General features: G+C 72.4%; 24 protein-coding genes. 14 read left to right on the top strand and 10 right to left on the bottom strand.

What is annotated here, in order from left to right; genetic code table 11:
* The first annotated feature begins 65 nt into the window (after positions 1-65).
* A complete protein-coding gene (locus SM450_RS06140) occupies positions 66-1541 on the top strand; it encodes an AAA family ATPase (RefSeq protein ID WP_474618686.1) in 1476 nt (491 codons plus the stop codon).
* Between the two features lie 87 nt (positions 1542-1628).
* On the top strand, positions 1629-2828 hold the full coding sequence (locus SM450_RS06135; protein WP_474618685.1) for a pectate lyase: 1200 nt from the start codon (positions 1629-1631) through the stop codon (positions 2826-2828).
* Positions 2829-2877: 49 nt separating this feature from the next.
* Here SM450_RS06135 and SM450_RS06130 read toward each other — a convergent pair whose 3' ends face one another.
* Entirely contained in the window at positions 2878-3348 is a 471-nt protein-coding gene (locus SM450_RS06130; RefSeq protein WP_474618684.1) for a MarR family winged helix-turn-helix transcriptional regulator, read from the bottom strand.
* Between the two features lie 63 nt (positions 3349-3411).
* Here SM450_RS06130 and SM450_RS06125 point away from each other — a divergent pair, with 63 nt between their 5' ends.
* Complete coding sequence (locus SM450_RS06125; RefSeq protein WP_474618683.1) at positions 3412-3972, top strand: carboxymuconolactone decarboxylase family protein; 561 nt, start codon at positions 3412-3414, stop codon at positions 3970-3972.
* A 59-nt stretch (positions 3973-4031) separates the two neighbouring features.
* On the opposite strand, the gene SM450_RS06120 is transcribed toward SM450_RS06125, so the two are convergent.
* Positions 4032-4280, bottom strand: a complete 249-nt coding sequence (locus SM450_RS06120) for a hypothetical protein (RefSeq protein WP_474618682.1) — start codon at positions 4278-4280, stop codon at positions 4032-4034.
* A 234-nt stretch (positions 4281-4514) separates the two neighbouring features.
* Here SM450_RS06120 and SM450_RS06115 point away from each other — a divergent pair, with 234 nt between their 5' ends.
* Together SM450_RS06115 and SM450_RS06110 are read left to right on the top strand one after the other, a co-directional pair.
* On the top strand, positions 4515-5306 hold the full coding sequence (locus SM450_RS06115) for a helix-turn-helix domain-containing protein (protein WP_474618681.1): 792 nt from the start codon (positions 4515-4517) through the stop codon (positions 5304-5306).
* Positions 5294-5485: a DUF397 domain-containing protein gene (locus tag SM450_RS06110; RefSeq protein ID WP_474618680.1), complete on the top strand. Its 192-nt coding sequence runs from the start codon at positions 5294-5296 to the stop codon at positions 5483-5485. The genes SM450_RS06115 and SM450_RS06110 overlap by 13 nt, the downstream gene beginning before the upstream one ends.
* Before the next feature lie 14 nt (positions 5486-5499).
* On the opposite strand, the gene SM450_RS06105 is transcribed toward SM450_RS06110, so the two are convergent.
* Positions 5500-6372, bottom strand: coding sequence for an alpha/beta fold hydrolase (locus SM450_RS06105; protein ID WP_474618679.1), 873 nt, complete (start codon positions 6370-6372; stop codon positions 5500-5502).
* Positions 6373-6497: 125 nt separating this feature from the next.
* Between SM450_RS06105 and SM450_RS06100 the strand changes: the two genes are divergently transcribed.
* Together SM450_RS06100 and mqnP are read left to right on the top strand one after the other, a co-directional pair.
* Positions 6498-7955, top strand: a complete 1458-nt coding sequence (locus tag SM450_RS06100) for a menaquinone biosynthesis decarboxylase (RefSeq protein ID WP_474618678.1) — start codon at positions 6498-6500, stop codon at positions 7953-7955.
* Positions 7952-8854, top strand: coding sequence for a menaquinone biosynthesis prenyltransferase MqnP (mqnP, locus tag SM450_RS06095; protein WP_474618677.1), 903 nt, complete (start codon positions 7952-7954; stop codon positions 8852-8854). Before SM450_RS06100 ends, mqnP begins: the two co-directional genes overlap by 4 nt.
* 46 nt (positions 8855-8900) lie before the next feature.
* On the opposite strand, the gene SM450_RS06090 is transcribed toward mqnP, so the two are convergent.
* Complete coding sequence (locus SM450_RS06090) at positions 8901-9866, bottom strand: terpene synthase family protein (RefSeq protein WP_474618676.1); 966 nt, start codon at positions 9864-9866, stop codon at positions 8901-8903.
* 101 nt (positions 9867-9967) lie between these two features.
* On the opposite strand from SM450_RS06090, the gene SM450_RS06085 reads away from it, so the two are divergent.
* On the top strand, positions 9968-10612 hold the full coding sequence (locus SM450_RS06085) for a UbiX family flavin prenyltransferase (protein ID WP_474618675.1): 645 nt from the start codon (positions 9968-9970) through the stop codon (positions 10610-10612).
* Positions 10613-10661: 49 nt separating this feature from the next.
* Here SM450_RS06085 and SM450_RS06080 read toward each other — a convergent pair whose 3' ends face one another.
* Entirely contained in the window at positions 10662-10928 is a 267-nt protein-coding gene (locus tag SM450_RS06080) for a BldC family transcriptional regulator (protein ID WP_091603534.1), read from the bottom strand.
* Between the two features lie 215 nt (positions 10929-11143).
* Here SM450_RS06080 and SM450_RS06075 point away from each other — a divergent pair, with 215 nt between their 5' ends.
* Genes SM450_RS06075 through cds1 form a run of 3 tightly spaced genes read left to right on the top strand, consistent with a single transcriptional unit; the run spans position 11144 to position 13593 of the window.
* Entirely contained in the window at positions 11144-11602 is a 459-nt protein-coding gene (locus tag SM450_RS06075; RefSeq protein ID WP_281585480.1) for an Lrp/AsnC family transcriptional regulator, read from the top strand.
* Between the two features lie 46 nt (positions 11603-11648).
* A complete protein-coding gene (locus tag SM450_RS06070) occupies positions 11649-12491 on the top strand; it encodes an SDR family oxidoreductase (protein WP_474618674.1) in 843 nt (280 codons plus the stop codon).
* A 10-nt stretch (positions 12492-12501) separates the two neighbouring features.
* A complete protein-coding gene (gene cds1 / locus SM450_RS06065; RefSeq protein WP_474618673.1) occupies positions 12502-13593 on the top strand; it encodes an L-cysteine desulfhydrase Cds1 in 1092 nt (363 codons plus the stop codon).
* A 4-nt stretch (positions 13594-13597) separates the two neighbouring features.
* Here the strand turns inward: cds1 and SM450_RS06060 are convergent, their stop codons facing one another.
* From SM450_RS06060 to SM450_RS06045, 4 genes are all read right to left on the bottom strand, one after another.
* Complete coding sequence (locus tag SM450_RS06060; protein ID WP_474618672.1) at positions 13598-14218, bottom strand: putative glycolipid-binding domain-containing protein; 621 nt, start codon at positions 14216-14218, stop codon at positions 13598-13600.
* Between the two features lie 110 nt (positions 14219-14328).
* A complete protein-coding gene (locus tag SM450_RS06055; protein WP_474618671.1) occupies positions 14329-16173 on the bottom strand; it encodes a DEAD/DEAH box helicase in 1845 nt (614 codons plus the stop codon).
* A gap of 193 nt (positions 16174-16366) precedes the next feature.
* Complete coding sequence (locus SM450_RS06050; RefSeq protein WP_474618670.1) at positions 16367-17854, bottom strand: hypothetical protein; 1488 nt, start codon at positions 17852-17854, stop codon at positions 16367-16369.
* A gap of 110 nt (positions 17855-17964) precedes the next feature.
* The gene (locus SM450_RS06045) at positions 17965-19605 is read right to left on the bottom strand and encodes a C40 family peptidase (RefSeq protein ID WP_474618669.1); all 1641 of its coding nucleotides are present in this window, start codon (positions 19603-19605) and stop codon (positions 17965-17967) included.
* Between the two features lie 231 nt (positions 19606-19836).
* On the opposite strand from SM450_RS06045, the gene mqnE reads away from it, so the two are divergent.
* The 3 genes from mqnE to SM450_RS06030 are packed head-to-tail and all read left to right on the top strand — an operon-like array spanning position 19837 to position 21741.
* Entirely contained in the window at positions 19837-21006 is a 1170-nt protein-coding gene (mqnE, locus tag SM450_RS06040) for an aminofutalosine synthase MqnE (RefSeq protein WP_474618668.1), read from the top strand.
* Between the two features lie 7 nt (positions 21007-21013).
* On the top strand, positions 21014-21442 hold the full coding sequence (locus SM450_RS06035) for a hypothetical protein (protein ID WP_474618667.1): 429 nt from the start codon (positions 21014-21016) through the stop codon (positions 21440-21442).
* Between the two features lie 26 nt (positions 21443-21468).
* Positions 21469-21741 (top strand): DUF4229 domain-containing protein, encoded by a 273-nt coding sequence (locus tag SM450_RS06030; RefSeq protein WP_474618666.1) that lies wholly within the window; start codon positions 21469-21471, stop codon positions 21739-21741.
* Between the two features lie 61 nt (positions 21742-21802).
* Here SM450_RS06030 and SM450_RS06025 read toward each other — a convergent pair whose 3' ends face one another.
* A complete protein-coding gene (locus tag SM450_RS06025; RefSeq protein ID WP_474618665.1) occupies positions 21803-23125 on the bottom strand; it encodes a C39 family peptidase in 1323 nt (440 codons plus the stop codon).
* Between the last annotated feature and the right edge of the window lie 107 nt (positions 23126-23232).

Genomic DNA, 23232 nt, shown 5'->3' with positions numbered 1-23232 from the left:
GCATACAGTCCTTAGGAGTACACTTCTAAGAACTGTAGTTATAAGAAGTGTGGTGCGGTATGGCGATGTTGAGCAAGCCCGCCGAGATTTTCGACCGCGACGCCGAGTGGGGAGACCTGGCCCGCTTCGTGGCGGACGATCGGCCTGGCGCAACCATCGGTGTGGTCAGTGGGCGCCGCCGTCAGGGCAAGACCTTGCTGCTCTATCAACTGGCACAGGTAGGTGATGGGTTCTACTTCGGTGCGACCGAGGCGACGTCGACCGAGTCGCTGCGCCGGCTGGGGCAGGCTCTGGGCGCCTACACGGGGGCGCCCGGTCCGCTGCATCTGCCCGACTGGGGCGCTGCGGTGGACGCGCTGCTCGCACTCGGGCGAGACCGTCCCACGACCGTCGTGCTCGACGAATTCCCCTACCTGGTGCGCGCTGCGCGCGACCTACCGTCGATCATCCAGCACGCCTTGACCCCGGGGCGACCGGAACGCACGGAGTCCCGCACCCGTCTGCTGCTGTGCGGTTCCGCGCTGTCCTTCATGGGCGGGCTTCTCGCGGGGTCGGCTCCCCTTCGCGGGCGGGCCGGGCTGGAGTTGCCGGTGCCGCCCTTGGACTACCGTGCGGCGGCTGAGTTCTGGGGGATCGACGACCCACTGCTGGCGGTGCGCGTCTTCGCCGTGGTCGGAGGGACACCTGCCTACCGGCGGGAGTACGTCCAGGACGACACGCCGGCGGGGCCGGACGACTTCGACGACTGGGTCGTGCGTACGGTCCTGAACCCGGCTCGGCCCCTGTTCCGGGAGGCCCGCTACCTGCTCGCCGAGGATCCGGATCTGCGGGACACGGCGCTGTACCACTCGGTGCTCGCCGCCGTCGCGGAGGGGAACGCCAGCCGGGGTGGCATCGCCGGCTACATCGGGCGGAAGGCGACCGACCTCCAGCACGCGCTGACCGTGCTGGAGGACGCCGGCCTGCTGCTCCGTGAGCCGGATCCGCTCCGAAGCGGTCGCAGCAGCTACCGGATCACCGAGCCGTTGATCACCTTCTATCAGGCGATCATGCGTCCGGCGTGGACGGCGTTGGAGCAACGCCGGGGAGCCGACGTGTGGCGACGCTCGCAACGTCGTTTCGCGAGCGCGGTCCTCGGGCCACGTTTCGAAGAGATCGTGCGGCAGTGGTCGCTGCGCTTCGCCGACCCCGAGATGCTGGGTGGTCATGTGGCGGAGGCGAGTGCTGCCACCCTGACCGACCCGTCCACGCGGACGAGTCACGAACTCGATCTGGTCGCGATCGGCGAGCCGCCGCTCGGTGACGGCCCCCGTCCCCTGCTGGCGATCGGCGAGGTGAAGTGGGGCCGCCGGTTGGGTCGGGGTGATCTGGACCGCCTGGAGCGGATCCGCGCCCTGCTCGTACGGCGGCCCGGGTACGACGCGACCGGCACCCGGCTTCTACTGGCCAGCGGTCAGGGCTTCACCGAAGACCTGACCGACAGCGCCGCGACCCGACCGGACGTCGTTCTGGTCGACCCGGCCCGCGTCTACGGGCACTGAGCCTTGCCTAGACATCGATGTTTCTCTATGGTTACCTGAAAGCGCTTTCTTTTACCCAGGGTACGCACGCTCGAAAGGTGAAACCAGATGAGACGTAAAGTCGCCACGCGGTGGCTGACCGGCGGCACCACTGCGGTCGTAGGTGCCGTCGTCGCGCTGGCGTTGCAGGTTCCCAATGCCTCGGCCGCCACGAACCTGAGCCTCGGCGCCGGCGCCGACGGCTCCAGCAAGGCCAGTGGTACCAGCTACGGCAACGTCATCGACGGCAGCACCAGCACCTACTGGTCGCCGAGCGGCTCCACCGGCACGGTCTCGGTCAAGTGGGGCAGCGCCACCACGGTGTCCTCGGCCGTCATCGTGCAGGCCTCGGGCGGCGGCTCGATCAGCGGCTGGCAGCTCAAGAACTACGACACGGGCTCCATCCTGGCCAGCGGCGGCAGCGCCCCGAGCACCATCAACTTCTCCTCGACGTCGCTGAAGAAAATCTCCTTCGTCATCACGAGCGCGTCCGGCACCCCGCGGATCGCCGAGTTCGAGACGTACGCCAGCGGCGGGTCGAACCCGACCAGCGGCCCCACAAGCGGTCCGACGTCCGGCCCGACCGGCAACCCGGGCACGCCGACCGGCGCGTGGCCGTCGTCGGCCGGCTCGGTGAACATTTCGAGTACGGTAAACGTCTCCGGCACCTTCGACGGCGGCATGAAGACCTACTGCTGCATGGGCGACGGTGGACAGGGCGAGTCGCAGGACCCGATCTTCAAGGTCGCCAACGGTGGCACGCTGCAGAACGTCATCCTCGGTTCGCCCGCCGGTGACGGCGTGCACTGCGAGGGCACCTGCACGCTGCGCAACGTGTGGTGGAACGACATCGGTGAGGACGCCGCCACCTTCAAGCAGACAAACGGCGGGACGTCCTACATCATCGGTGGCGGCGCGCGCAGCGGCAGCGACAAGACCTTCCAGCACAACGGCAACGGCACGGTCAACATCTCCGGCTTCTACCTGAAGGGGACCGGCAAGCTGTACCGCGCCTGCGGCAACTGCTCCACCTCGTACACCCGTCACGTGCGTATCGACAACGTCCTCGTCGACGACATCGACATGCTCGCCGGCATCAACAGCAACTGGAACGACACCGCGACGATCACTCGCGTGGTCGTGATCGGCTCGGCCACCATCTGCGGCAAGTACAAGGGTGTGGCCAAGGGAAGCGAACCCAGCTACCTCGGTGAGGGCTGGAACGATGCCAACTGCAAGGTCAACAGGAGTGACGTCGTCTTCCGGTAGTTTTTCGAGGGGGCACCCGCCGTCCGGTCGGGTGCCCCTTTCGTGTCCCTCACCCGCCGAACCAGCCCGGCACGTCGAGGCGGAACACGTCGGCGGGAACCATCCGGCGCAGGTCGTCCTCGATCGCGGCGACCCGGTCGGCGCCGAGTGCGGCCACCCAGCGGTCGCGCAGTTCGTCGAAGACTACCGCCGAGCGGTGCAGCCCGTCGTGGCCCCGGGCGGTCATCCGGACCAGCTTCCGGCGCGCGTCGGCGGGGTCGTCCACCCGTTCCAGGTAGCCGAGCGCGACCAGTCGGTCCACCGTCTTGCCGGCGGCCTGCTTGGAGACGCCGAGGCGGTGCCCGAGGTCGGAGGCGGTGGTGCCGGCCGGACCCACAGCCTGGAGCACGAAGCCGTGCGCCGGGCGCAGCTCGGTGTGCCCGTGCCGGGCCAGCTCGGCGTGCAGGTCGTCGATGAGCGTACGGAAGCCGGCCAGCAGGAGCAGCGGCAGCGCGAAGCCGGGGCGGTCAGGCGTTGCCATGTTCGACAACCACGTTTACTATTTCGTCAACCACGTTGACTACCGTACCCCCGGGAGGCTGCCATGCCCCGATCGACCTTCCCCGTCCACACGGCCGGCACCGCACCGGCCGCCGCCCGCCCGGTCATGGCCGGCGTCCACCGCAAGCTGGGCCACCTGCCCGCCGCCGTCGGCCTGATGGCCGGCTCACCCGAACTGCTCAAGGGCTTCCTCGCCGCGAACGCCGCCTTCGAGGCCACCGACCTCGATCCGATCGCGCGGGAGGTGGTCGTGCTGACGGTCGCCACCCGCAACGCCTGCCACCTCTGCGTGGCGATGCACACCGCGACGCTCACCCGCTTGAGCGCCGCGCCGGAGCTGATCGGCGCGCTGCGTGCCGGCGGGACGCTGCCCGAACCCCGGCTGGAGGCGCTACGCCGGTTCACCGTCGCCGTGCTCGACCACCGGGGCGCGGTCCCCGACGCCGAGATGGACGCGCTCCTCGCGGCCGGCTGGCAGCCGCGCCACGCGCTCGACGTCGTGCTCGGCGTCGGGACGTACACCATCTCGACCTTCGCGAACCGGCTCACCGCCGCGCCGCTCGACGAACCCCTGCACGAGTACGCCTGGACGCCCGCCGCCTGACTCGGCGCTGTTAATAAGGGGCCCCGCCTCTACCGAATGCGTTAAGCGGGGGCCCCGCCTTAACCGCGGCGTGGGGCGGCCCAGCCGAGGAAGCGCTCGTGCAGCGCGGTCGGCTTCGGCGCGTTGCGCGGATCGAGCCGGTGCAGATCCTCGACGGCGGTGTAGAGCATCCCGGCGAGATAGATGCACAGGGCGATGCGGTCCCCGTACTCGGCCAAGAGCGTCAGCCGGGCTGTGCCGCACGGCCACGGGCCGCCGCAGGCCCGGCAGAGCCACAGTGGCCGGTGCGGGTCGTGGCGTCGCATCATCGCCGTTCCTCCTCGGTCGCCGGACTGGAAGGAGGGGCCGTCCGCCGCCGACGTACCGCACGGCCCCTCCACGGTTTCGTCCGTCCTTTCGGGGCGGATCCGGACGATTCCGTTGTGCACAGTTTCGGGACGGCGGGACCACTACCGGAAGGCGTATGGTCACCCTGTGTGTGGGGCCGAGTGGTCGGTGAGGTCGGTGAGACACGCGGGGCGCAACCGTGAGGAGGCGTGCGGGTGGACGAGCGCTTGCAGGTGTTGATCGAGGAGCTGCGGCACATGCGGGCGGCTCGGAGGATGACCCAGGAGGATCTGGCGAAGGCGATCAGCTATTCGCCGTCGACGGTGGCGATGGTCGAGACCGGCGCGCGTAGGCCGCCGCCGGACTTCTGGGACCGGGTGGACGTGGCGCTCGACACCTGTGGCGTGTTCGGCCGGATGCTGACCCGGCTCGGGTCGCCGCAGTGGATGCGGGAGTGGGAGGCCAACGAGCGGCAGGCGACCGTGCTCCGGTCGTACCAGAACATGGTGGTGCCGGGGTTGTTGCAGACGTCGGCCTACGCCCGCGCGTTGTTCCGCAGCGTCAACCTGTTCGACGAGCCGGAGGTGGAGCGGCGGGTGGAGGCCCGGCTCGCCCGTCAGGCGGTGCTGATCGGGGAGAAGCCACCGCAGCTCGTCGCCATGCTGGACGAGCACGTGCTGCGCCGCCCGGTCGGCGGCCCGCTGGTGATGCGCGAGCAGGTGTTGCGGCTGGTCAAGGTGGCCGACGAAAATCCTCGGGTACGCATCCAGGTGGTGCCCGCCTCGGCCGGCGCGTATCCGGGTTTCGCCGGGGCCTTCGTGCTGGCTACGCTGCCCACCGGGGAGGACGTCGTCTATCTCGACGATCAGCTCAAGGGGCAGGTGATCGAGCGCACCGAGGACGTGCTCGCGGTCCGGTCGTCCTGGGAGTCGATCGAGGGCGAGGCGCTGCCGCCCCGGCAGTCGATGGAGTTGTTGACGGAGGTGGCGGAGACATGGCGGACCTGAGCGGCGCCCGGTGGCGCACCAGCACCCGGAGCAGCACCAACGGCGGGGACTGCGTCGAGGTGGCCGACAACGTTGCCGGCGTGGTCGGCGTACGCGACAGCAAGGACCGTGACGGCGCGCTGCTGACCTTCCGGCCGGCCGCCTGGCGCGCGTTCGTGGAGTCGACCCGGCGGCTCTGAGCCGCCCCCGCTCGTCAGCCCTTCAGGAACGGCAACAGCAGTGCGGCGAGCTGTGCCGGCCGCTCCTCGAAGAGCCAGTGGCCGCAGTCCGCGACCACCTCGCCGGTGACCGTGTCGGCATATTGGCGCACCTGCTCGGCCACCTGTCCGCCGAGGCTGGCCTCCGCGCCGACGGCGAGCACCGGCATCGGCAGCTTCGTGCCCCGGTACGCCGTGTTGTCCGCGATGTCCTGCCCGAACGCGCGGAAGTAGGCGAAGCTGGCCCGCAGGTGCGCCTCGTCGCGCAGGTGGCCGGCGTACTCCTCGATCTCGTCCGGGCCGAGACTGCCCTTGTTGACCATGATGGAGTCGGTGAACCTGTCGACCCAGAGCGCCTCCCGGCCGGCGACGAGCTGCTCGGGCAGGCCGTTGGGGACGTTGAAGAAACCGAAGTTCCACACCGCCGGGCCGGCGGCGGTGAGCGCCGGGATCGTGTAGATGCTCTCGTCGGGGATCGGCGCCTCGGTGAGCACCAGCCGGGTGACGGAGTCGGGATGGGCGGCGGCGTAGGCGTACGCGACCATGGTGCCCAGGTCGTGACCGACCAGCCGGATGTCCCCGGCCAGGTCGAGCCCGGTGAGCAGCCCGTGCAGGTCGGCGGCGACGGTCTTCTTGTCGTACCCGCCGGGCGGGGCGTCGCTGTCGCCGAAGCCGCGCAGATCGGGGGCGATCACCTGGTACGACTGCGCCAGTTCGGGCAGCACGTGCCGCCACATCCGCCAGCACTGCGGGTAGCCGTGGAGCAGCACGAGGGTCGGTCCCCGGCCGCCCCGGACATAGTTGATCTCCACGTCGCCCACCTGGGCCCGCTGCTCGCTGAACCCCGCCGGCACCCGCCCGTCACCCATGCCGGCGACTACCCGGTTGACCTCGGTCCATGCGGTGGACGTGTTAATAGGGGCCCCCTCCTCTACCAAATGCGTTAACAAGGGCCCCCTCCTTACACCCCGGAGGGGTGGGGGAGGATGGGGTGATGCGTGGGTTCCCGTACGACGATCTCAACGACTTCCTAGCGGCCCTGGAGCGCGCCGGGGAACTGCGGCGGGTCACCGTCCCGGTCGACCCCACGCTGGAGATGAGCGAGGTGGTCACCCGGACCGTCCGCGACGGCGGGCCGGCGCTGCTCTTCGAGCGGCCCACCCGGGGCGAGATGCCGGTCGCGGTCAACCTGTTCGGCACCGAGAAGCGGATGGCCATGGCGCTCGGCGTCGAGACGCTCGACGAGATCGGCGCCCGGATCGGCGCGCTTGTCAAGCCGGAGCTGCCGGTCGGCTGGTCCGGCATCCGTGAGGGCCTCGGCAAGGTCATGCAGCTCAAGTCCGTGCCGCCCCGCAAGGTCAAGACCGCGCCCTGCCAGCAGGTGGTCTACTCCGGCGACGACGTCGACCTCGACCGGCTGCCCGGGCTCCAGGTGTGGCCGGGTGACGGCGGGATCTTCCACAACTTCGGGCTTACCCACACCAAGCACCCGGAGACCGGCAAGCGCAACCTGGGCCTCTACCGGCTCCAGCAGCACGGGCGCAACACGCTCGGCATGCACTGGCAGATCCACAAGGACTCGACCGCGCACCACGCCGTGGCCGAGCGGCTCGGCCAGCGGCTCCCGGTCGCCATCGCCATCGGCTGCGACCCCGTCGTCTCGTACGCGGCCACCGCGCCGCTACCAGGTGACATCGACGAATACCTGTTCGCCGGCTTCCTGCGCGGCGAGCGGGTGGAGATGGTCGACTGCCTGACCGTGCCATTGCAGGTGCCGGCGCACGCCCAGGTGGTGCTGGAGGGCTATCTGGAGCCGGGCGAGCGGCTGCCGGAGGGCCCGTTCGGCGACCACACCGGCTTCTACACGCCTGTCGAGCCGTTCCCGGTGCTGCACGTCGAGACCATGACCATGCGGCGCGACCCGGTCTACCACTCGATCATCACGTCGAAGCCGCCGCAGGAGGACCACGGCCTCGGCAAGGCCACCGAGCGGATCTTCCTGCCGCTGCTCAAGCTGATGATCCCGGACATCGTCGACTACGACCTGCCGGCCGCCGGGGTCTTCCACAACTGCGCGATCGTGTCGATCCGCAAGCGCTACCCGAAGCACGCGCAGAAGGTGATGAACGCGATCTGGGGCGCCCACCTCATGTCCCTCACCAAGCTGATCGTGATCGTCGACGAGGACTGCGACGTGCACGACTACCACGAGGTCGCGTTCCGCGCCTTCGGCAACGTCGACTACGCCCGCGACCTGATGGTCACCGAAGGGCCTGTCGACCACCTGGACCACGCCTCTTACCAGCAGTTCTGGGGTGGCAAGGCGGGCCTCGACGCGACCCGCAAGCTGCCCACCGAGGGCTACACCCGGGGCTGGCCCGAGGAGATGACCATGTCGCCCGAGGTGGTCGCGCTCGTCGACAAGCGGTGGAAGGAGTACGGGATCCGATGACGGCGGTGCTGGAGCGGCCCGGCCGGGTCACGTCCTTCCTCAAGCTCGTCGCGATCGAGCACTCCGTGTTCGCGTTGCCGTTCGCGTACCTGTCCGCGCTGACCGCCATGCAGGTCAACGGCGGGCGGGTGCGCTGGCTCGACCTGCTGCTGATCACCGTGGCGATGGTCGGCGCGCGGACGTTCGCGATGGCCGCCAACCGGATCCTCGACCGGCGGATCGACGCGCGGAATCCGCGTACCGCCAACCGGGAGCTGGTCACCGGCGCGGTGAGCGTGCGCACGGCCTGGACCGGCGCGGTCGTCGCGCTCGTGGTCTTCCTGGGCGCCGCCGCCCTGCTCAACCCGCTCTGCCTGGTGCTCGCGCCGCTGGCCGCGGTGCCGCTCGTGGTCTACCCGTACGGCAAGCGGTTCACCAACTGGCCGCACGCCATCCTCGCGCTGGCCCAGGCGGTCGGCCCGGTCGGCGCCTGGCTGGCGGTCACCGGCACCCTGGACGGGTCCGGCCCGGCCTGGCTGCTGGGCGCGGCGGTCGGGCTGTGGATCGGCGGCTTCGACCTGATCTACGCCTGCCAGGACTCGGAGATCGACCGGGAGATCGGCGTGCACAGCGTGCCGGCCCGGTACGGCCGCCGCTTCGCGCTGCACGCCTCCACCGTCGCGCACGTGGTGACGTTCGCGCTGTTCATCTGGTTCGGCGCGCTCATCGGTTTCGGCTGGCTGTGGTGGATCGGGCTGGCGCTCACCGCGGTCGCGTTCGGCTACCAGCACCTGGTGGTCAGCCCCACCGACCTGAGCAAGGTCAACCGGGCGTTCTTCACCGCCAACGGGTTCGTCGGCATCGCGTTGTTCGTGTTCGCCCTGCTCGACCTGGTGATCCGGCTCGACCTGCGCCCCTGAGCGGGCAGCGGGCCGGGTCGGGTCGGGCCGGCCGGGTCGGGTCGGGTCAGGGTGCTGCGGCCACCGGGTAGCGGGCGCTCTCCAGCGTCCAGTCGACAGTGCCCCGGACGGCGGCGGCCACCCCGTCGAGGTGGGCGGTGACCGCCTCGTCAAGCGCCGGGCCGAACGACGGCACCGCCTCGCGCAACACCATGAAGCGGTTCATCTCGGCCCGCCAGTGCCCGGCCACCAGGTCGACCGCGGCCGGCACCGGCACGCCCCGCTCGCCGGCCACCGCGAGCACCAGGTTGTGCCCGCCGCCGACGGCCCGGTCGCGTTCGAGCGAGGCGATGTCGTTGAACCAGGAGAGCAGGTCGTTGCCGAGGTCGGCGTGGCGGCGCAGCACGGGATGGTGGTAGACCGCGTCGGGCAGCGGGCGCCGGGACGCGAACTCGATCAGCGGGTACGACACGTACGCCGCCGAGGTGGCCCGGCGCAGCCGGATGTACTCGGCGACGCCCGGCGGGCGGCCGGTCGAGGTGGCCGCCGCCTCCCGTGAGACGCCGTCGAGGTGGTCGGCGACGGCGTCGGCGAACCGCAGCCGCCACCGCGCCGGCATCCGGCGGCGCGGTTCCCGCCACGCCTGCACCAGCAGCCGGCGCAGCGGGCCGGCGAAGCCGGAGTGGCGGGCCCGGGGACCGTCGCGGAGCAGCGCGAGCGTGCCGTCGCGCAGCGCGCGGATCCGCGCCGGGTTCAGCCGGTCCGGGCCGTCGCAGGCGTCGTCGACCAGGAAGAACCAGGTGAACAGCGCGGTCAGCACGCGCAGGTCGGCCTCGCTGGCGTCCGGGTAGAGCCGGCCGGCGTACCTGGCGAAGCCGGCCCGGCCGAGCCGCCGCCGGGTGGCCGGGTCGAGCGGCAGGCCGAGCTGGTCCAGCCGGGTGGCCAGCCAGCTCTGCACCTCGTCGGCGTACGGGGAGAGCCGCGGCGGAACGGGACAGTCGGAGCGCAGCGCCCGCAGCACCGCAGCCGTCATCACCGGGCCTTCCCATGAGGGGTGGATTGCCGGTCAGAGAATCCCACGCCACGGGAAGCCCCGTCGAGCCGGTTGACGTCCGGCCTGGCAGGCTTGACGGCATGCGCGAACCATGGGTGGTGGGCGTCTCCGGCGCCTCCGGCACACCGTACGCGGCGGCGGTCCTCCGGGGCCTGCTCGACGCCGGCCAGGCGGTGGACCTGATCGTCTCCCGGGCCGCGCGGCTGACCGTCCTCGACGAGACCGGCCGGCCGTTCCGGGACGCGCACTGGGCCGACGACCTGGCCGGCTGGCTCGACCGCGACCTCGCCGGGGCGGACCTGCGGCACTGGCCCGCCGGCGACCTGGCGGCCGGGCCGAGCAGCGGCTCCTACCGGGTACGCGGCATGGCCGTGGTGCCGGCCAGCACCGCCGCCTGCGCCGGCATCGCGATCGGGCTGTCCAAGGATCTGCTCCAGCGCGCCGCCGAGGTGAACCTCAAGGAACGGCGGCCGGTCGTGGTGGTGCCCCGGGAGACGCCGGTGACCCGCAGCCACCTGGAGCACCTCATCGCGTTGCACGACGCCGGCGCCGTGGTGCTGCCGGCCAGCCCGGGCTTCTACGGCGCCGGGGCGTCGGCCTCCGCCCAGCAGTTGGTCGACTTCGTGGCCGGCAAGGTGCTCGACGCGCTCGGCGTCCCGCACACGTTGTTCCGGCGCTGGTCCGGGGAGCTGGCCGCCGCTCGGCGGGACGCGGACCCGGCCTGACCGGTCGGGACGCGGCCCGCCTCACCGGTCGGACCGCGCCCCGCTCGCTTCAGTACATGCCGGCGTTCGCCGGGCCGGGGCCGGTCGAGGCGGTCGGGCCCACATTGCGTGGCTTGCCCATGTCTTCCGCCTCGTCCAGCATGCCCTCCCCCTCCAGCAGAGCCCGCACCTCGGATTCCCGAAACCGGCGATGCCCGCCTGGAGTCCGGATGCTGCCGATCCGGCCGGCCGCTGCCCATCTGGTCACGGTCTTCGGGTCAACCCGAAACAGCGCAGCGACCTCACCCGGTGTCAGCAGGCGATCTCCAGTGTCCACAGCCCCCTCCTCGCGTCGACGAAGCCCCCGGCTGAACACACTGCCCCCGGCCGGTGCGAGCCCAGAGCCGTCATGAGGGACGTACGGCAATTACAGCACCAGCGACCGGGCGTGTCCGCCAAACGCGAAAAACGCACACAGTCCGAAAGTTAGTAAATGGTACTGGCGTAGACCCCCTGTGAGCGGGCGTTTGTGAATGGATAGGGTCACTCTCCGTGGACGCGATCGACCTGAGCCTCGTGGAGCTGCTGCGCGGTAACGCCCGCCTGTCGTACGCCGAACTGGCCCGGCAGGTCGGCCTCTCCGCCCCGGCCGTGCACGAACGGGTCGGCAAGCTGGAATCCGGCGGCGTGATCCGCGCCTACCGGGCCGAGGTCGAGCCGGAATCCGTCGGCCTCGGGGTCACCGCGCTGATCGGCATCGTGGAGAACTCCGACGCGGACACCGACGACGTGCTTGAGGCGTTCCGCCAGATCCCCGAGATCGAGTCCTGCTACTTCATGGCAGGCGTGGAATCGTTCCTGCTCAAGGCTCGGGTGGGCACCATCGCCGAGTTGGAACAGCTGATCGTCCGGCTGAACCGCACGCCCGGCGTCGCCTCCACCCGCACCGGCATCGCCCTGTCGACGAAGTGGGAGAACCGCCCCCAACCGCTCGTACCCCCCACCCCCTGACCACCGGGCCTGGCCGGCGGGCGGGGCGGGCGGTTAGCGTGCGGCGATGACGACCTCGGAGCGGGGCGCCGCCGTGGTGACCGGAGCGGCCGGCGGGCTCGGCCGCGCGCTCGCCGCAGCGCTGCACGCCGACGGCTGGCGGGTGCTTGTGACAGACGTCGACGCCGAGGCGGCGGCCGTCACCGCCGGGCCGCTCGGCGGCTGGTCCCACCCCCTCGACGTCCGCGACGAGCAGGCGTGCGCCGCGGTCGCCGCCGCGGCGGCCGGCGCGCCGGGCGGGCTCGGGCTGTGGGTGAACAACGCCGGCATCCTGGTCACCGGCCCCTCCTGGGGGCACGACGCGCAGACCCGACGCCGGGTGGTGGAGGTCAACGCGCTCGGCGCGATGAACGGCACGCTTGCCGCGCTCGCGGTCATGCGCGAACAGGGCCACGGGCACGTGCTCAACGTGGTGTCGCTGGCCGGGCTGATCGCGGCGCCCGGGGAGACCGTCTACGCCGCGAGCAAGCACGCCCTGCTGGCGTTCAGCCTCGGCACCCTGAGCGACCTGCGGATGGCGGGCGTCCGGGGCGTACACGTGTCGTGCCTGTGCCCGGACGGCATCTGGACGCCGATGCTGCACGACAAGCTCGACGACCCCGGGGCGCTCGCCTCCTTCACCGGGACGTTGCTGACGCCGGAGCGGGTGGCCGCGCGGGCGGTACGGCTGGCCCGCCGGCCCCGCCCGGTGGTCAGCCTGCCCCGTTGGCGTGGCGCGCAGGTGCGGCTGCTCGACGCGTACCCCCGGCTCGCCCTGGCCCTGACCCCGGTGGTGCGGGCCGCCGGCCGGGCCGGGCAGCGCCGGCAGGCGCGCCGGGTCCGGGCGGATCCGAGCCCACCTCGCTTGTAACGTTGCCGGCGTGACTCATCTCGACCGCTGCGACGAGGCCGGCCGGCGCTGGTTGACCGAGGCCATCGCCGCGGTCGAGGCGGACGCCAACCGCTCCGCCGACACCCACCTGCTGCCCTTCCCGCTCCCCCGGGCGTGGGGGATCGACCTCTATCTCAAGGACGAGTCGGTGCACCCGACCGGCTCGCTCAAGCACCGGCTGGCCCGCTCGCTGTTCCTCTACGGGCTGTGCAACGGCTGGATCGGCCGCGACACCACGGTCGTCGAGGCGTCCTCCGGGTCGACAGCGGTCTCCGAGGCCTACTTCGCGCGCATGCTCGGGCTGCCGTTCATCGCGGTCATGCCCGCCTCCACCTCCCCGGAGAAGATCGCCCAGATCGAGTTCCAGGGCGGGCGCTGCCACCTGGTCCAGGACCCGGCCAAGGTGGTGATCGAGGCGCGCTGGCTGGCCGAGGACACCGGCGGCCACTACATGGACCAGTTCACCTACGCCGAGCGGGCCACCGACTGGCGGGGCAACAACAACATCGCCGAGTCGATCTACGCGCAGCTCGCGCTGGAACGGCACCCGATACCCGCCTGGATCGTGGTGGGCGCCGGCACCGGCGGCACCAGCGCCACCATCGGCCGGTACGCCCGCTACCGCCGGCTGCCCACCAAGCTGTGCGTGGTGGACCCGGAGAACTCCGCATTCTATCCGGCCTGGCAGGCCGGCGACTGGTCGCTGCGCACCGGCCGCGGCTCCCGGATCGAGGGCATCGGCAGGCCCGGCGTCGAGCCGTCCTTCGTGCCAAGCGTGGTGGACCGGATGGTCCAGGTGCCGGATGCCGCGTCGCTCGCCGCGATGCGGGCCGGCTCCGCCGTGCTCGGCCGCCGGGTGGGCGGCTCCACCGGCACCAACCTGTGGGGCGCGTTCGGGCTGATCGCGGAGATGCGCGCCGCCGGCCGGACCGGCTCGGTGGTCACGCTGATCTGCGACCCGGGCGACCGCTACGGCGACACCTACTACGACGACGGGTGGGTGGCCGCGCAGGGCCTCGACCTCGCCCCGCACCTGGCCGTCGTCGACCGGTTCCTGACCGACGGCACGTGGCCGGCCTGACCGGTCAGCGCGGGTCGACCCGCTCCGCGAGCCCCGGATAGCGCACCACGAAGCCGTCCGGGTCGACCTCAAGGTCTGTGGTGAACGTGCCGCTGGCGTACCGGACCCGGCCCGGACCGAGCGAGGTGTAGACCTGCTCGGCCGGCACCACGGCCAGGCCGGGCAGCAGCACCCAGGCGACCGTCACACTCGTGGCGAGGTCGGCGGGGAGCCGGCCCAGCCCGATCCGCCGGATGGGCAGCGTGTTGGTGAGCGGCGAACCGCCCAGGTCGACGTCGAGCGCGTCGGCCAGCCGGCCCGGGTCGTCCGTGCCTGGCAGGCCCGCAAGTGGCTGCCCGGCCGCGCGCAGCGCCGCGTCCAGGTCACCCTCCTCGCCGGTACGCACGCGCCACCCGTCCCGGCCCCGCTCCAGGCGTACGCTCCGCGCCCAGCCGGCACCGTCCGCGTCGACCTCGACCCGGGTGGTCGACCAGTCCCGGGCGATCGTCAGGCGGTAGCGGCAGGTGTAGGGGATCGGGTCCACGGCCAGCGCCACACCCTGCGCGGTCAACCCCTGGTGGTCGTCGAGCACCACGTGCTCCGAGCCGGCGGTGTCGGTCCGGGTCCAGAAGAGCGACTTCGGCATGGACCGGACGTTACGCGACCCGGCCGGCACCGGCAGCGGATGCGCGAACGCCGCCGCCGAGCGGATGCTCGGCGGCGGCGTTTCGCTTCGCGGTCTCCCGACCGCCCGGATCAGTGGGTACGCGCCGGCGGACGCCCGCCGAAACCGCGCCGCTCGTCGCGCGGCCGGTCGTCCCGGCCCCGCCCCTCGGAGCGGAACCCATCCCGACGCTCAGCCGGCCGGAAGTCACCCCGGTCCCCGAAGCGCCGCTCGGTGCTGCTGTCCCGGTCGCCGAAGCGCCGCTCGCCCTGCGGGCGGTCGTCGTGGCGGCGCTCACCGAAGCCGCGCCCGCCGGTGGGCCGGGCGTCGTGCCGCCGGTCGTCCCGGGCCGGCTGGTCGCCGAAGCGCCTGTCGTCGCGCCTGTCGTTGCCGAACCGCTCGCCGGCCGGACGCTCGCGGAAGCCGCGCTCGCCCGCGGGCCGGTCGCCGAAGCGTCGCTCACCTGTGGGTCGGTCGCCGAAGCGCCTGTCGCCCGACGGCCGGTCGCCGAAGTGTCGCTCACCTGTGGGTCGGTCGCCGAAGCGCCGTTCGCCGGCGGGGCGGTCGCCGTAGCCACGTCCGCCCCGGTCGAAGCCGCGCGCGCCCCGGTCGGCGTAACCGCGGCCACCACGGTCGTAGCCGCGTCCGTCCCGGTCGCCGTAGCCGCGCCCGCCGCGGCGGGGCTCCGGCTCCTCGCGGACCGGCACGCCGCTGGGCTCGCGCGCACCTGTCAACTCGGCAAGCGCCTCGTCGCCGGCCCGTACCCGCGCCTGGGCCGGATCGACACCCGCCTTCTCCAACATGGCGAGCGTGGTCCGGCGCTGCTTCGGCAGGACCAGGGTCGCCACCGCGCCGGACTCGCCGGCCCGGGCGGTGCGGCCGGCCCGGTGCAGGTAGTCCTTCGGGTCCTTCGGCGGGTCCACGTGCAGCACGAGCGACACCCCGTCCACGTGGATGCCCCGGGCCGCCACGTCGGTGGCGACAAGCACGTTCATCCGGCCCTCGCGGAACTCGGCGAGCGTCTTGGTGCGCATCCGCTGGGTCTTGCCGCCGTGCAGGCCACCGGCCCGTACGCCGACCGCGGTGAGCTGGTCGACAAGCCGGTCGACGCCGAGCTGCGTACGGGCGAAGACCATGGTGCGGCCGTCCCGGGCGGCGATGGACGCGGTGACCGCGAACTTGTCGTGCGGCGGGATCAGCAGCATGTGGTGGTCCATGGTGGACACGGCGGCGGTCGCCGGCGCGGTCGAGTGGGTGACCGGGTCGGTCATGAACCGCTTGACGAGCGTGTCGACGTCATTGTCCAGAGTGGCCGAGAAGAGCAGCCGTTGGGCGTTCGCGGGCGTCTTCGCCAGCAGCTCGGTGACCTCGGGCAGGAAGCCCATGTCGGCCATCTGGTCGGCCTCGTCAAGCACCGTGACCTCGACGTCGTCGAGCCGGCAGACGCCACGCGCGATCAGGTCGCCGAGCCGCCCCGGCGTGGCCACCACGATCTCCACGCCGCGCCGCAGCGCGTCGATCTGCCGGTCGTACGGCACGCCGCCGACCGCGGTCTTCAGGAAGATGCCGATCGACTTGCCGAGCGGCACCAGCGCGTCGTTGACCTGCATGGCCAGCTCGCGGGTGGGGACCAGGATCAGGGCGCGCGGGTGCAGCGACCGGGCCCGGTTGCGCTCGGCGAGCCGGGCGATCACCGGCAGGCCGAAGGCGAGCGTCTTGCCCGAGCCGGTCTGACCCCGGCCGAGCACGTCACGGCCGGCGAGCGCGTCCGGGACGGTGGCCCGCTGGATCTCGAACGGAGTGGTGATGCCCTGCCGGGCGAGCGCCTCGACCAGCGGCCGGGGCAGGCCCAGCGAGGCGAAGTCAGGAGTGTCGGCGGCCATCTCGATGGCCGGGTCGGTGGACGGGGACGTGCCGGAGGCGGCGAACGTGGTCAAGAAATGCCTTTCGAGCGAGCGGGGGCGCATCTTCGCGATGGCCCGCCGCGGCACCGTCACGCCGCCGAATCGCCCGCAAGATCGCCCATGGGCGCGCACAGTCGGCGCGCCGGGTCAGTGATCCCGACAAGTGTACGGCGATCCGCCGACACTGCCACCGCACCGCGCGGCGGTAGTGGGCGGGCTCACCCCGTCAGCCGCCGGTCAGCCCGCTCAACACGTCGTTGGCCAGGAAGACCACGAGCAGGCTGATCGCGATCAACACGGCAAGCGCCGCGGCCAGCACGATGATGACCTTGGTGTTGCTGGCCCGAGCGGTCGGCGCGTCCTCCGACCAGCCCTGGGCCAGGATGTGCCCGGTCAGCGAACCGGAGTTCTCCGACGGGCTGCCCTGCGGGAACGAGATCGTGGCGAAGCCGGGACCCTCGGTGCCGCCGTACGCGGTTCCGGCCAGATCCTGAGCGCCCGGCTGCGGGCGTACCGGACGGGCCGCCTCGACCTCCCGGGCGGGGGCGGCCGGCGGCGGCCAGGTCGGCAGCGCCGGTGCCGGCACCACCGGCGGCGGGGGCGCGGCGGGTGGCGGCGGAGCCGACGTGTACGTGGCGACCCAGGCCGGCTGCGCTCCGGGCGCGCCGGCCATCGCCGGTGGCGGCGGGAACGGCGGCGCGGGCATCGGGCCGGGTGGCGGCGGCCCCGGAGGCACAAGCGGCCCGGGTGGCGGCGTGGGCGGCCCGGGCACCGGCGGGACCGGACCGGGCGGATTCGGCGCCGGCGGGACCGGTCCGGGCGGATTCGGCGCCGGCGTGGGCGCCGGCGGGCCGGGCTGCGGGGGCGTCGGGCGCAGCGGGGGCTCCGGCTCGGGTGCTGGCGACGGGGGCGTCGGGCCCGGGACGGGGGTCGGCGCCGGCTCGGGCTCCGGGCCGTGCGGCGTCGGCGGCTGCGCCGGCTCCGGCGGCTGGGCGGGCTCCGGCGGCTCCGGATTGACCGGGCCGGCCCGGTAGATCTTCGCGGCGGCGGGAGCGGCTGCCACCGAGGCGGCGACCTCCTCGGCGGACACCCGGCTCAGGCCGGGCACCGAGGCGCTGGCCCGGGCAGGCGATGTCTCGGCACCCGTGCGCGGCGCGGGCACCTGGACGGAACCGGAGACCCGGGGTGCCGCCGCGGTGACGCGACCAGCGGTGCCCGCCGCGGCGACGCCACCGGCCGTACCCGCCGCGGCGTTGCCGGGGGCGGACACCGGGCTTTCGGCGTCGTCGGGGGTGGGTGCCGGAGCCTCCGCGGACGCGGACGCCGGGGCGGCGGGGACCGGCCATTCGGGGGTCGGGGCGGCCTGGCTCGAGGTGGCTGCCGGGTGACCGGCGTCACCGTTGTCGGGCGGGGTCACGGTGGCGGGACGCTCGGCCGCCGCGAAGGCGGACCAACTGGCGGGCGGAACCGTCGCACCGGGACGACGCCGATCCAGCGGCGGCACGCTCGCCGCCGGAGCACCCGCCCGGTAGGTGGTGGCGGTGGCCGGCGGACCGGGTTGTTCCCCGCCGGACGGCGGCGGCACCGCCGAGCCGGCCACGCTCACCCGAGCCCGCGCGACGGCCACCTGCGCCGGCTGCTCGTCGGCGTCACCGGCGGGGTCGGGCGTGGGTCCCGGGTGGACCGTCTCCGCCGGAACCTCGTGCTCGCCCATCTCGCCCCTCCGCACCCACGCTCGCCCCCGACCGTGCCGCCGGCCGGAAGTGCCTGGATCTCACCGTGCCACATTCCGGCCCGGGAACACAGCCGGAGCGGACGGTTCGGTCAGTCGCCGCTGCTCGGGCTCGCGGAGTTGCTGCCGGCCGCGCTGCCGGTCGGCTTGGCGGCGCTCTCGGTCGGCTTGGCGGCGCTCTCGGTCGGCTTGGCGGCGCTGCTCGACGGTGCGGCGGCGCTCTCGGTCGGCTTCGCCGAGCTGGTGGTCGGCGCGGGGGTGGCGGTGCGGCTCGGTGACGGGCTCGGCGTGTCGGACGGGCTCGGCGTCGGCGTGGTGCTCGTCGACGGGGTGGGCGACGGGCTCGACGTGGTCGGCGTCGGCTTCGGCGTACCCGAGGGCTTCGGCGTCGCGGTCTTCGTCGGCGTCGGCTTGGGCTTCGGCGGGTTGGTCGGCACGGTCGGCGCCGGCACGGGCGTGGCCGGTGCGGGGACGGCACCGACCACCCGGGTCGCGGCGTAGAGCCGGGACCAGCGGACCACGGAGATCTTCACGACGTCGCCGGTCCGCGGCGCCTCGACCATCTTGCCGTTGCCGATGTACATCGCCACGTGGTGGATGCTGGTCCAGCTGCTGCTCGACGCGAAGAAGAGCAGGTCGCCCGGGAGCAGGGCGTTGGGGCTGACGCTGCGGGAGCGGGTCGCGAAGTATTGGTCGCGGGAAACCCGCGGCAGGCCCCGGTAGCCGGCCGCCTGATAGGAGGCGAGCATCAGGCCCGAGCAGTCGAACCGGTCCGGACCCTCCGCCGCCCAGAGGTAGGGATCACCGAGCTGGGCCAGGGCGTAGCGCACGGCGTCGAGCGCCATCGGATCGGCGACCAGGCCGTTGATGCTCTGGTTGACGACGTACGGGTTGCCGAGCCGCTGCTCGGCGGCGTCCTCCCGGCGCTCGATGTCGAGCAGCTTGGCGGCATTGTCCCGGCGCAGCTTGAGTAGCGCGGCTTCCTGCTTGTGCAGATCCGCCTCGACACGGGTGAACTCCGCGGTCTTCTCGGTGACCCGCCGCTGCACCGAGGCGTGCGCCTCACGGGCGACCCGCTCGTCGGTGGTGGCGCGGAGCAGCTCACCGGTCACGGATGTGGTGGCCCGCTCGGCCTTGTCGCCCCGGGTGATCCGTTGCAGGTCGGCGAACTCGCGCAGGCTGGTCCCGAACTCGCCGGTCGGCAGCGCGGCGTCGGCCTTGACCGCGTCGGCGGCGGCGCTCTTGGCGCCCTCCTGGGCTCGGGCGAGCGCGTCCTGGGCCTCCTTGAGCCGGCCGGCGGCGACGACCAGCTCGGCCTGGGCCGCGTCCCGCTCGCCCTTGATCCGCAGGAGGTCGTCGCCGAGCTGCGCGACCCGGGCGTCGACCTGGTTGATCTGCGCGATCAGCGGCCCGTCGGCCGGGTTCACGACGCTGGCGCCCGGCACGGCTCCGGCGCCGGTGAGGCCGGGGACGGTGGCGCCGGGCAGGCCCGGGACGGCGCCGGGGCGGCCGGCGACGACGCCCGGCGCGGCCGGCAACTGGAGGGGGCCGGTGACCTGCGGCCGGGAGCCGGTGCTGGGAACGGTGTCGGGAAGTGGGTCGGCCCAGGCGGGTGTGGCGAGCACCGTGGCCGCGACCGCCCCGAGCAGGGCGGACCAGAGCGCCGGGCGGAGCACCGGTGAGATCACCGGGGCCCGTCGCCGTCGCCGTCGGGCCTTGGTGCTGTCGACCATTCCGCTCCCCGTCCGGTCTGGTGCGCGCCACGCGTCGTGGGCGTGATGGGACAGGACGGCACTGGTGGTGTGTTCCGCCCCACCCTTGTCTTACCTCACCGGCGCAGCGATGTCGATGTGCGGAGGGTGACGAACGGTGAACTGCGTCGCTGCGGCCGACCGCGTCGGCGGTACGTCCGACCCGCGACGTACGCTCGATCCGGACCCCAGGTGGAAGGACGTGGCTGTCGGATGGACGCCGGACTCAAGCGCGAGCTCGAAGCGAAGGTCTACGCGGGGGAGCGGCTGACCCGCGAAGACGGCATCGCCCTCTATGACAGCGACGACCTGACCTGGTTGGGCCGGCTGGCCCACCACAGGCGCACCGAGCTGAACGGCGACCGGGTGATGTTCAACGTCAACCGGCACCTCAACCTGACGAACGTCTGCTCCGCGTCGTGTGCCTACTGCTCGTTCCAGCGCAAGCCGGGCGAGAAGGACGCTTACACGATGCGGATCGACGAGGCGGTCCGCAAGGCCAAGGAGATGGAGGACGAGCAGCTCACCGAGCTGCACATCGTCAACGGCCTGCACCCGACGCTGCCGTGGCGCTACTACCCGAAGGTGCTGCGCGAGCTGAAGGCGGCGCTGCCGAAGGTCAACCTCAAGGCGTTCACCGCGACCGAGGTGCAGTGGTTCGAGAAGATCAGCGGGCTCACCGCCGACGAGATCCTCGACGAGCTGATGGACGCCGGGCTGGAGTCGCTCACCGGCGGCGGCGCGGAAATCTTCGACTGGGAGGTCCGGCAGCACATCGTCGACCACGCCTGCCACTGGGAGGACTGGTCGCGGATCCACCGGCTGGCCCACCAGAAGGGCATGAAGACGCCGTCGACAATGCTCTACGGCCACATCGAGGAGCCCCGGCACCGGGTCGACCACGTGTTGCGGCTGCGTGAGCTGCAGGACGAGACCGGCGGCTTCCAGGTCTTCATCCCGCTGCGCTACCAGCACGACTTCGTCGACTCGGCGGACGGCAAGGTCCGCAACCGGATCCAGGCCCGCACCACGATGGCCTCGCCGGCCGAGTCGCTCAAGACGTTCGCGGTCTCCCGGCTGCTGTTCGACAACGTCCCGCACGTGAAGTGCTTCTGGGTCATGCACGGGCTCTCGGTGGCGCAGCTCTCGCTGAACTTCGGCGTGGACGACCTGGACGGCTCGGTCGTGGAATACAAGATCACCCACGACGCCGACTCGTACGGCACGCCGAACACCATGCACCGGGACGACCTGCTCCACCTAATCTGGGACGCCGGCTTCCGCCCGGTGGAGCGGAACACCCGCTACGACACCGTCCGTGAGTACGATGCCGCGCCGTCGATGGCCGAGCGCCGCTCCGAACCGCAGCAGGTCTGGGCCTGACCCGGCGATGAGCACCGGCGAGCAGCAGCGCGCGTTTCCCCGGCGCGACGCCGAGGGACGCATCCTCACCCTCGGTGACCTGCTCGGTGTCACGCTCGCCGGCCTGGTGATCGGGGTGCTGGCGCTGCTGCTCTTCGAATGGGCGTTCGCCGCCGTGGGCGCCGGCGGGTTCGGGCGGACCAATGGCTGGCTGGCGGTGATCCTGCCGCTCTGGTTGTTCTGGGACGACTTCCGGGCCTGGGAGTTCGGGGCCGCCCGGGTGCTGGCCGCGCTTGTCGGGATCGCGGTCGGCGTCCTCGCCGGGCTACTGGCGGCCGGGCTGGTCGCGGGGCTGCCGGCGTTGTTCACCGGCGCGCTGGCCGCGGCGGTGTTCACCGTGGTCTACGCGGTCATCTGGTTTCATGGCGTGCACTGGCTGGCCCGGCGGACGGGCTGAGGCGCGGAGAGAGTGGGAACGCTGGCATGAGCGCGGCCGTCAAATACACGCTGGGCCGGATCGGGCTGTTCGTCGCCGTGCTGGCGGCCCTCTGGTTCATCGACATGAACATCTTCCTCCGGCTGATGCTGGCGCTCGTGTTCTCCGCCGCGCTGTCGTTCTTCCTGCTCAAGGGGTGGCGGGACGAGATGGCCGGGGAGATGGCGGAGGCGTCGGAGCGTCGTCGCACGGAGAAGGACCGGCTGCGCTCCGCGCTCGCCGGTGACGACCAGGCCGAGCCGGACAGTCGCCAGCACTAGCGGCGAGGTGGTGAGAAGGGGCCCCTTCTATACGCCAGGCGTTAACCGGGGCCCCCTCCTTTCACAGGTGCGGCCAGGGGCGGGTGGTGGGTTTGATGAGGTACGCGATGCCGCCGGAGCCGGAGGCCACCGTCCCGTTGTCCCGGTAGCGCTTGGTGCGCAGCCAGATCTGTTCGAACTGCTCCCGCTTGTAGACGTTGCGGACCGCCTCGTTCGACGACGACGCGGGATCGTTGACGATGACGTCACCGTCGGCGGTGAAGCCGACGATCACGAACAGGTGCCCGGAGGTGCCGTAGTTGGCGCCGTCCAGCTCGCGGGCGAGGAACGACTGCGAGGTGACGACCGGGATGCCCGCCTTGATGAACCGTTCCGCCTCGTCGAGCGAGTGCAGCCGGGTGACCCGGGCCTCCAGGCCGGGGAAACCGGCCGCGTACGCGGTGTTGAAGGGCCAGTTGCCGGCGCCCTCGTACTCGTAGTCGTAGGTCATCCGGGCGGCGTGGTCGACGGTCGGGTCGGCGTAGGCCGGGTCGACCCAGGCGGTGTCCTCGGCCGAGGGTTTGCGCCCCCAGTACTCGACCACCATCTCGGTGGAGGTGGGGGAGCACCATGCCTCGCCGCCGCCGTCGTACTCCGGGTACTCGCCGACGTGGACGTTCTGCGAGTAGCGGGGCACGGCCAGTTCGGTGCCCCAGGCGATGCCGCCCCGGCTCGGCGTGACGGTGAACCGGTCCGGCACGTTCGAGGCCATCGCGCCGAGCATCCGGACCCGCGGCGCGGCGGCCTGGCCGGGCGCGCGGTAGAGCGTCAGCCGGAGTTGGTACGACCGCAGCAGCACCCCGGCCGCGGCGTCGTCGATGGCGAACGTGTCGGTCCAGATGCTCGACCAGGGGTCGCCCTGGCCGTCAAGCGTGGACCGCTTGATGTCCTGGTCGCCGGAGGCCCAGCGACCCATGACGTACCACGGGGTGTGTTCCCCGGTGGTGTAGGTGCCGTGCAGCTCGACCTGGATCCAGGTGCCGGCGGGGGTGCTGGCGTTCCACGACGCGACCAGCTCGGTGGCGTCGAACCCGATCCGCCGCTCGGGCGAGGTCCAGGTGGCGTACTCCCAGGTGCGGGTGGTCCCGGTGTGCTCGTCGGTGAACTCGGTGGTGCCGGCGGCGCGGCCGATGGTGAGCGCGGGGTCCCGGCCCGGCAGGGCGCGGGTGCCCCGGTGCGAGCCGCCCCGCCAGTCGGGATAGCGGGAGAACTCCTGGAAGGTGATCTGCTCGTCGTGGGTGACGCCCGGCCGGTGGCCGTGCGCGTGGGCGGGTGCGGTGGTGCCGAGGAGGGTGAGCGCGGTCAGGCCGGCGAGGGCGACCGTGCGCAGGGATCTTCCGAACATGGCAGCTCCACTCGGAGGTGGCATCGTCGCCGTTCACTGTCGCGCGTGGCGGGAAGTTTCGCCAGATGTTCGGCTATGGAAAATCATTGCCGATGTGAGGATCCGGT

Source organism: Micromonospora marincola (assembly GCF_056150385.1).
The sequence above is the reverse complement of the archived record's forward strand: the minus strand, read 5'-3'. Positions and strand labels throughout refer to the sequence as shown.

Excerpts from the sequence above, each read along its gene's own strand:
- SM450_RS06140 (WP_474618686.1), top strand. The coding sequence starts at position 66 with ATGTTGAGCAAGCCCGCCGAGATTTTCGACCGCGACGCCGAGTGGGGA.
- SM450_RS06135 (WP_474618685.1), top strand. The coding sequence starts at position 1,629 with ATGAGACGTAAAGTCGCCACGCGGTGGCTGACCGGCGGCACCACTGCG.
- SM450_RS06130 (WP_474618684.1), bottom strand. The coding sequence starts at position 3,348 with ATGGCAACGCCTGACCGCCCCGGCTTCGCGCTGCCGCTGCTCCTGCTG.
- SM450_RS06125 (WP_474618683.1), top strand. The coding sequence starts at position 3,412 with ATGCCCCGATCGACCTTCCCCGTCCACACGGCCGGCACCGCACCGGCC.
- SM450_RS06120 (WP_474618682.1), bottom strand. The coding sequence starts at position 4,280 with ATGATGCGACGCCACGACCCGCACCGGCCACTGTGGCTCTGCCGGGCC.
- SM450_RS06110 (WP_474618680.1), top strand. The coding sequence starts at position 5,294 with ATGGCGGACCTGAGCGGCGCCCGGTGGCGCACCAGCACCCGGAGCAGC.
- SM450_RS06105 (WP_474618679.1), bottom strand. The coding sequence starts at position 6,372 with ATGGGTGACGGGCGGGTGCCGGCGGGGTTCAGCGAGCAGCGGGCCCAG.
- SM450_RS06100 (WP_474618678.1), top strand. The coding sequence starts at position 6,498 with ATGCGTGGGTTCCCGTACGACGATCTCAACGACTTCCTAGCGGCCCTG.
- mqnP (WP_474618677.1), top strand. The coding sequence starts at position 7,952 with ATGACGGCGGTGCTGGAGCGGCCCGGCCGGGTCACGTCCTTCCTCAAG.
- SM450_RS06090 (WP_474618676.1), bottom strand. The coding sequence starts at position 9,866 with ATGACGGCTGCGGTGCTGCGGGCGCTGCGCTCCGACTGTCCCGTTCCG.
- SM450_RS06085 (WP_474618675.1), top strand. The coding sequence starts at position 9,968 with ATGCGCGAACCATGGGTGGTGGGCGTCTCCGGCGCCTCCGGCACACCG.
- SM450_RS06070 (WP_474618674.1), top strand. The coding sequence starts at position 11,649 with ATGACGACCTCGGAGCGGGGCGCCGCCGTGGTGACCGGAGCGGCCGGC.
- SM450_RS06060 (WP_474618672.1), bottom strand. The coding sequence starts at position 14,218 with ATGCCGAAGTCGCTCTTCTGGACCCGGACCGACACCGCCGGCTCGGAG.
- SM450_RS06050 (WP_474618670.1), bottom strand. The coding sequence starts at position 17,854 with ATGGGCGAGCACGAGGTTCCGGCGGAGACGGTCCACCCGGGACCCACG.
- SM450_RS06045 (WP_474618669.1), bottom strand. The coding sequence starts at position 19,605 with ATGGTCGACAGCACCAAGGCCCGACGGCGACGGCGACGGGCCCCGGTG.
- mqnE (WP_474618668.1), top strand. The coding sequence starts at position 19,837 with ATGGACGCCGGACTCAAGCGCGAGCTCGAAGCGAAGGTCTACGCGGGG.
- SM450_RS06035 (WP_474618667.1), top strand. The coding sequence starts at position 21,014 with ATGAGCACCGGCGAGCAGCAGCGCGCGTTTCCCCGGCGCGACGCCGAG.
- SM450_RS06030 (WP_474618666.1), top strand. The coding sequence starts at position 21,469 with ATGAGCGCGGCCGTCAAATACACGCTGGGCCGGATCGGGCTGTTCGTC.
- SM450_RS06025 (WP_474618665.1), bottom strand. The coding sequence starts at position 23,125 with ATGTTCGGAAGATCCCTGCGCACGGTCGCCCTCGCCGGCCTGACCGCG.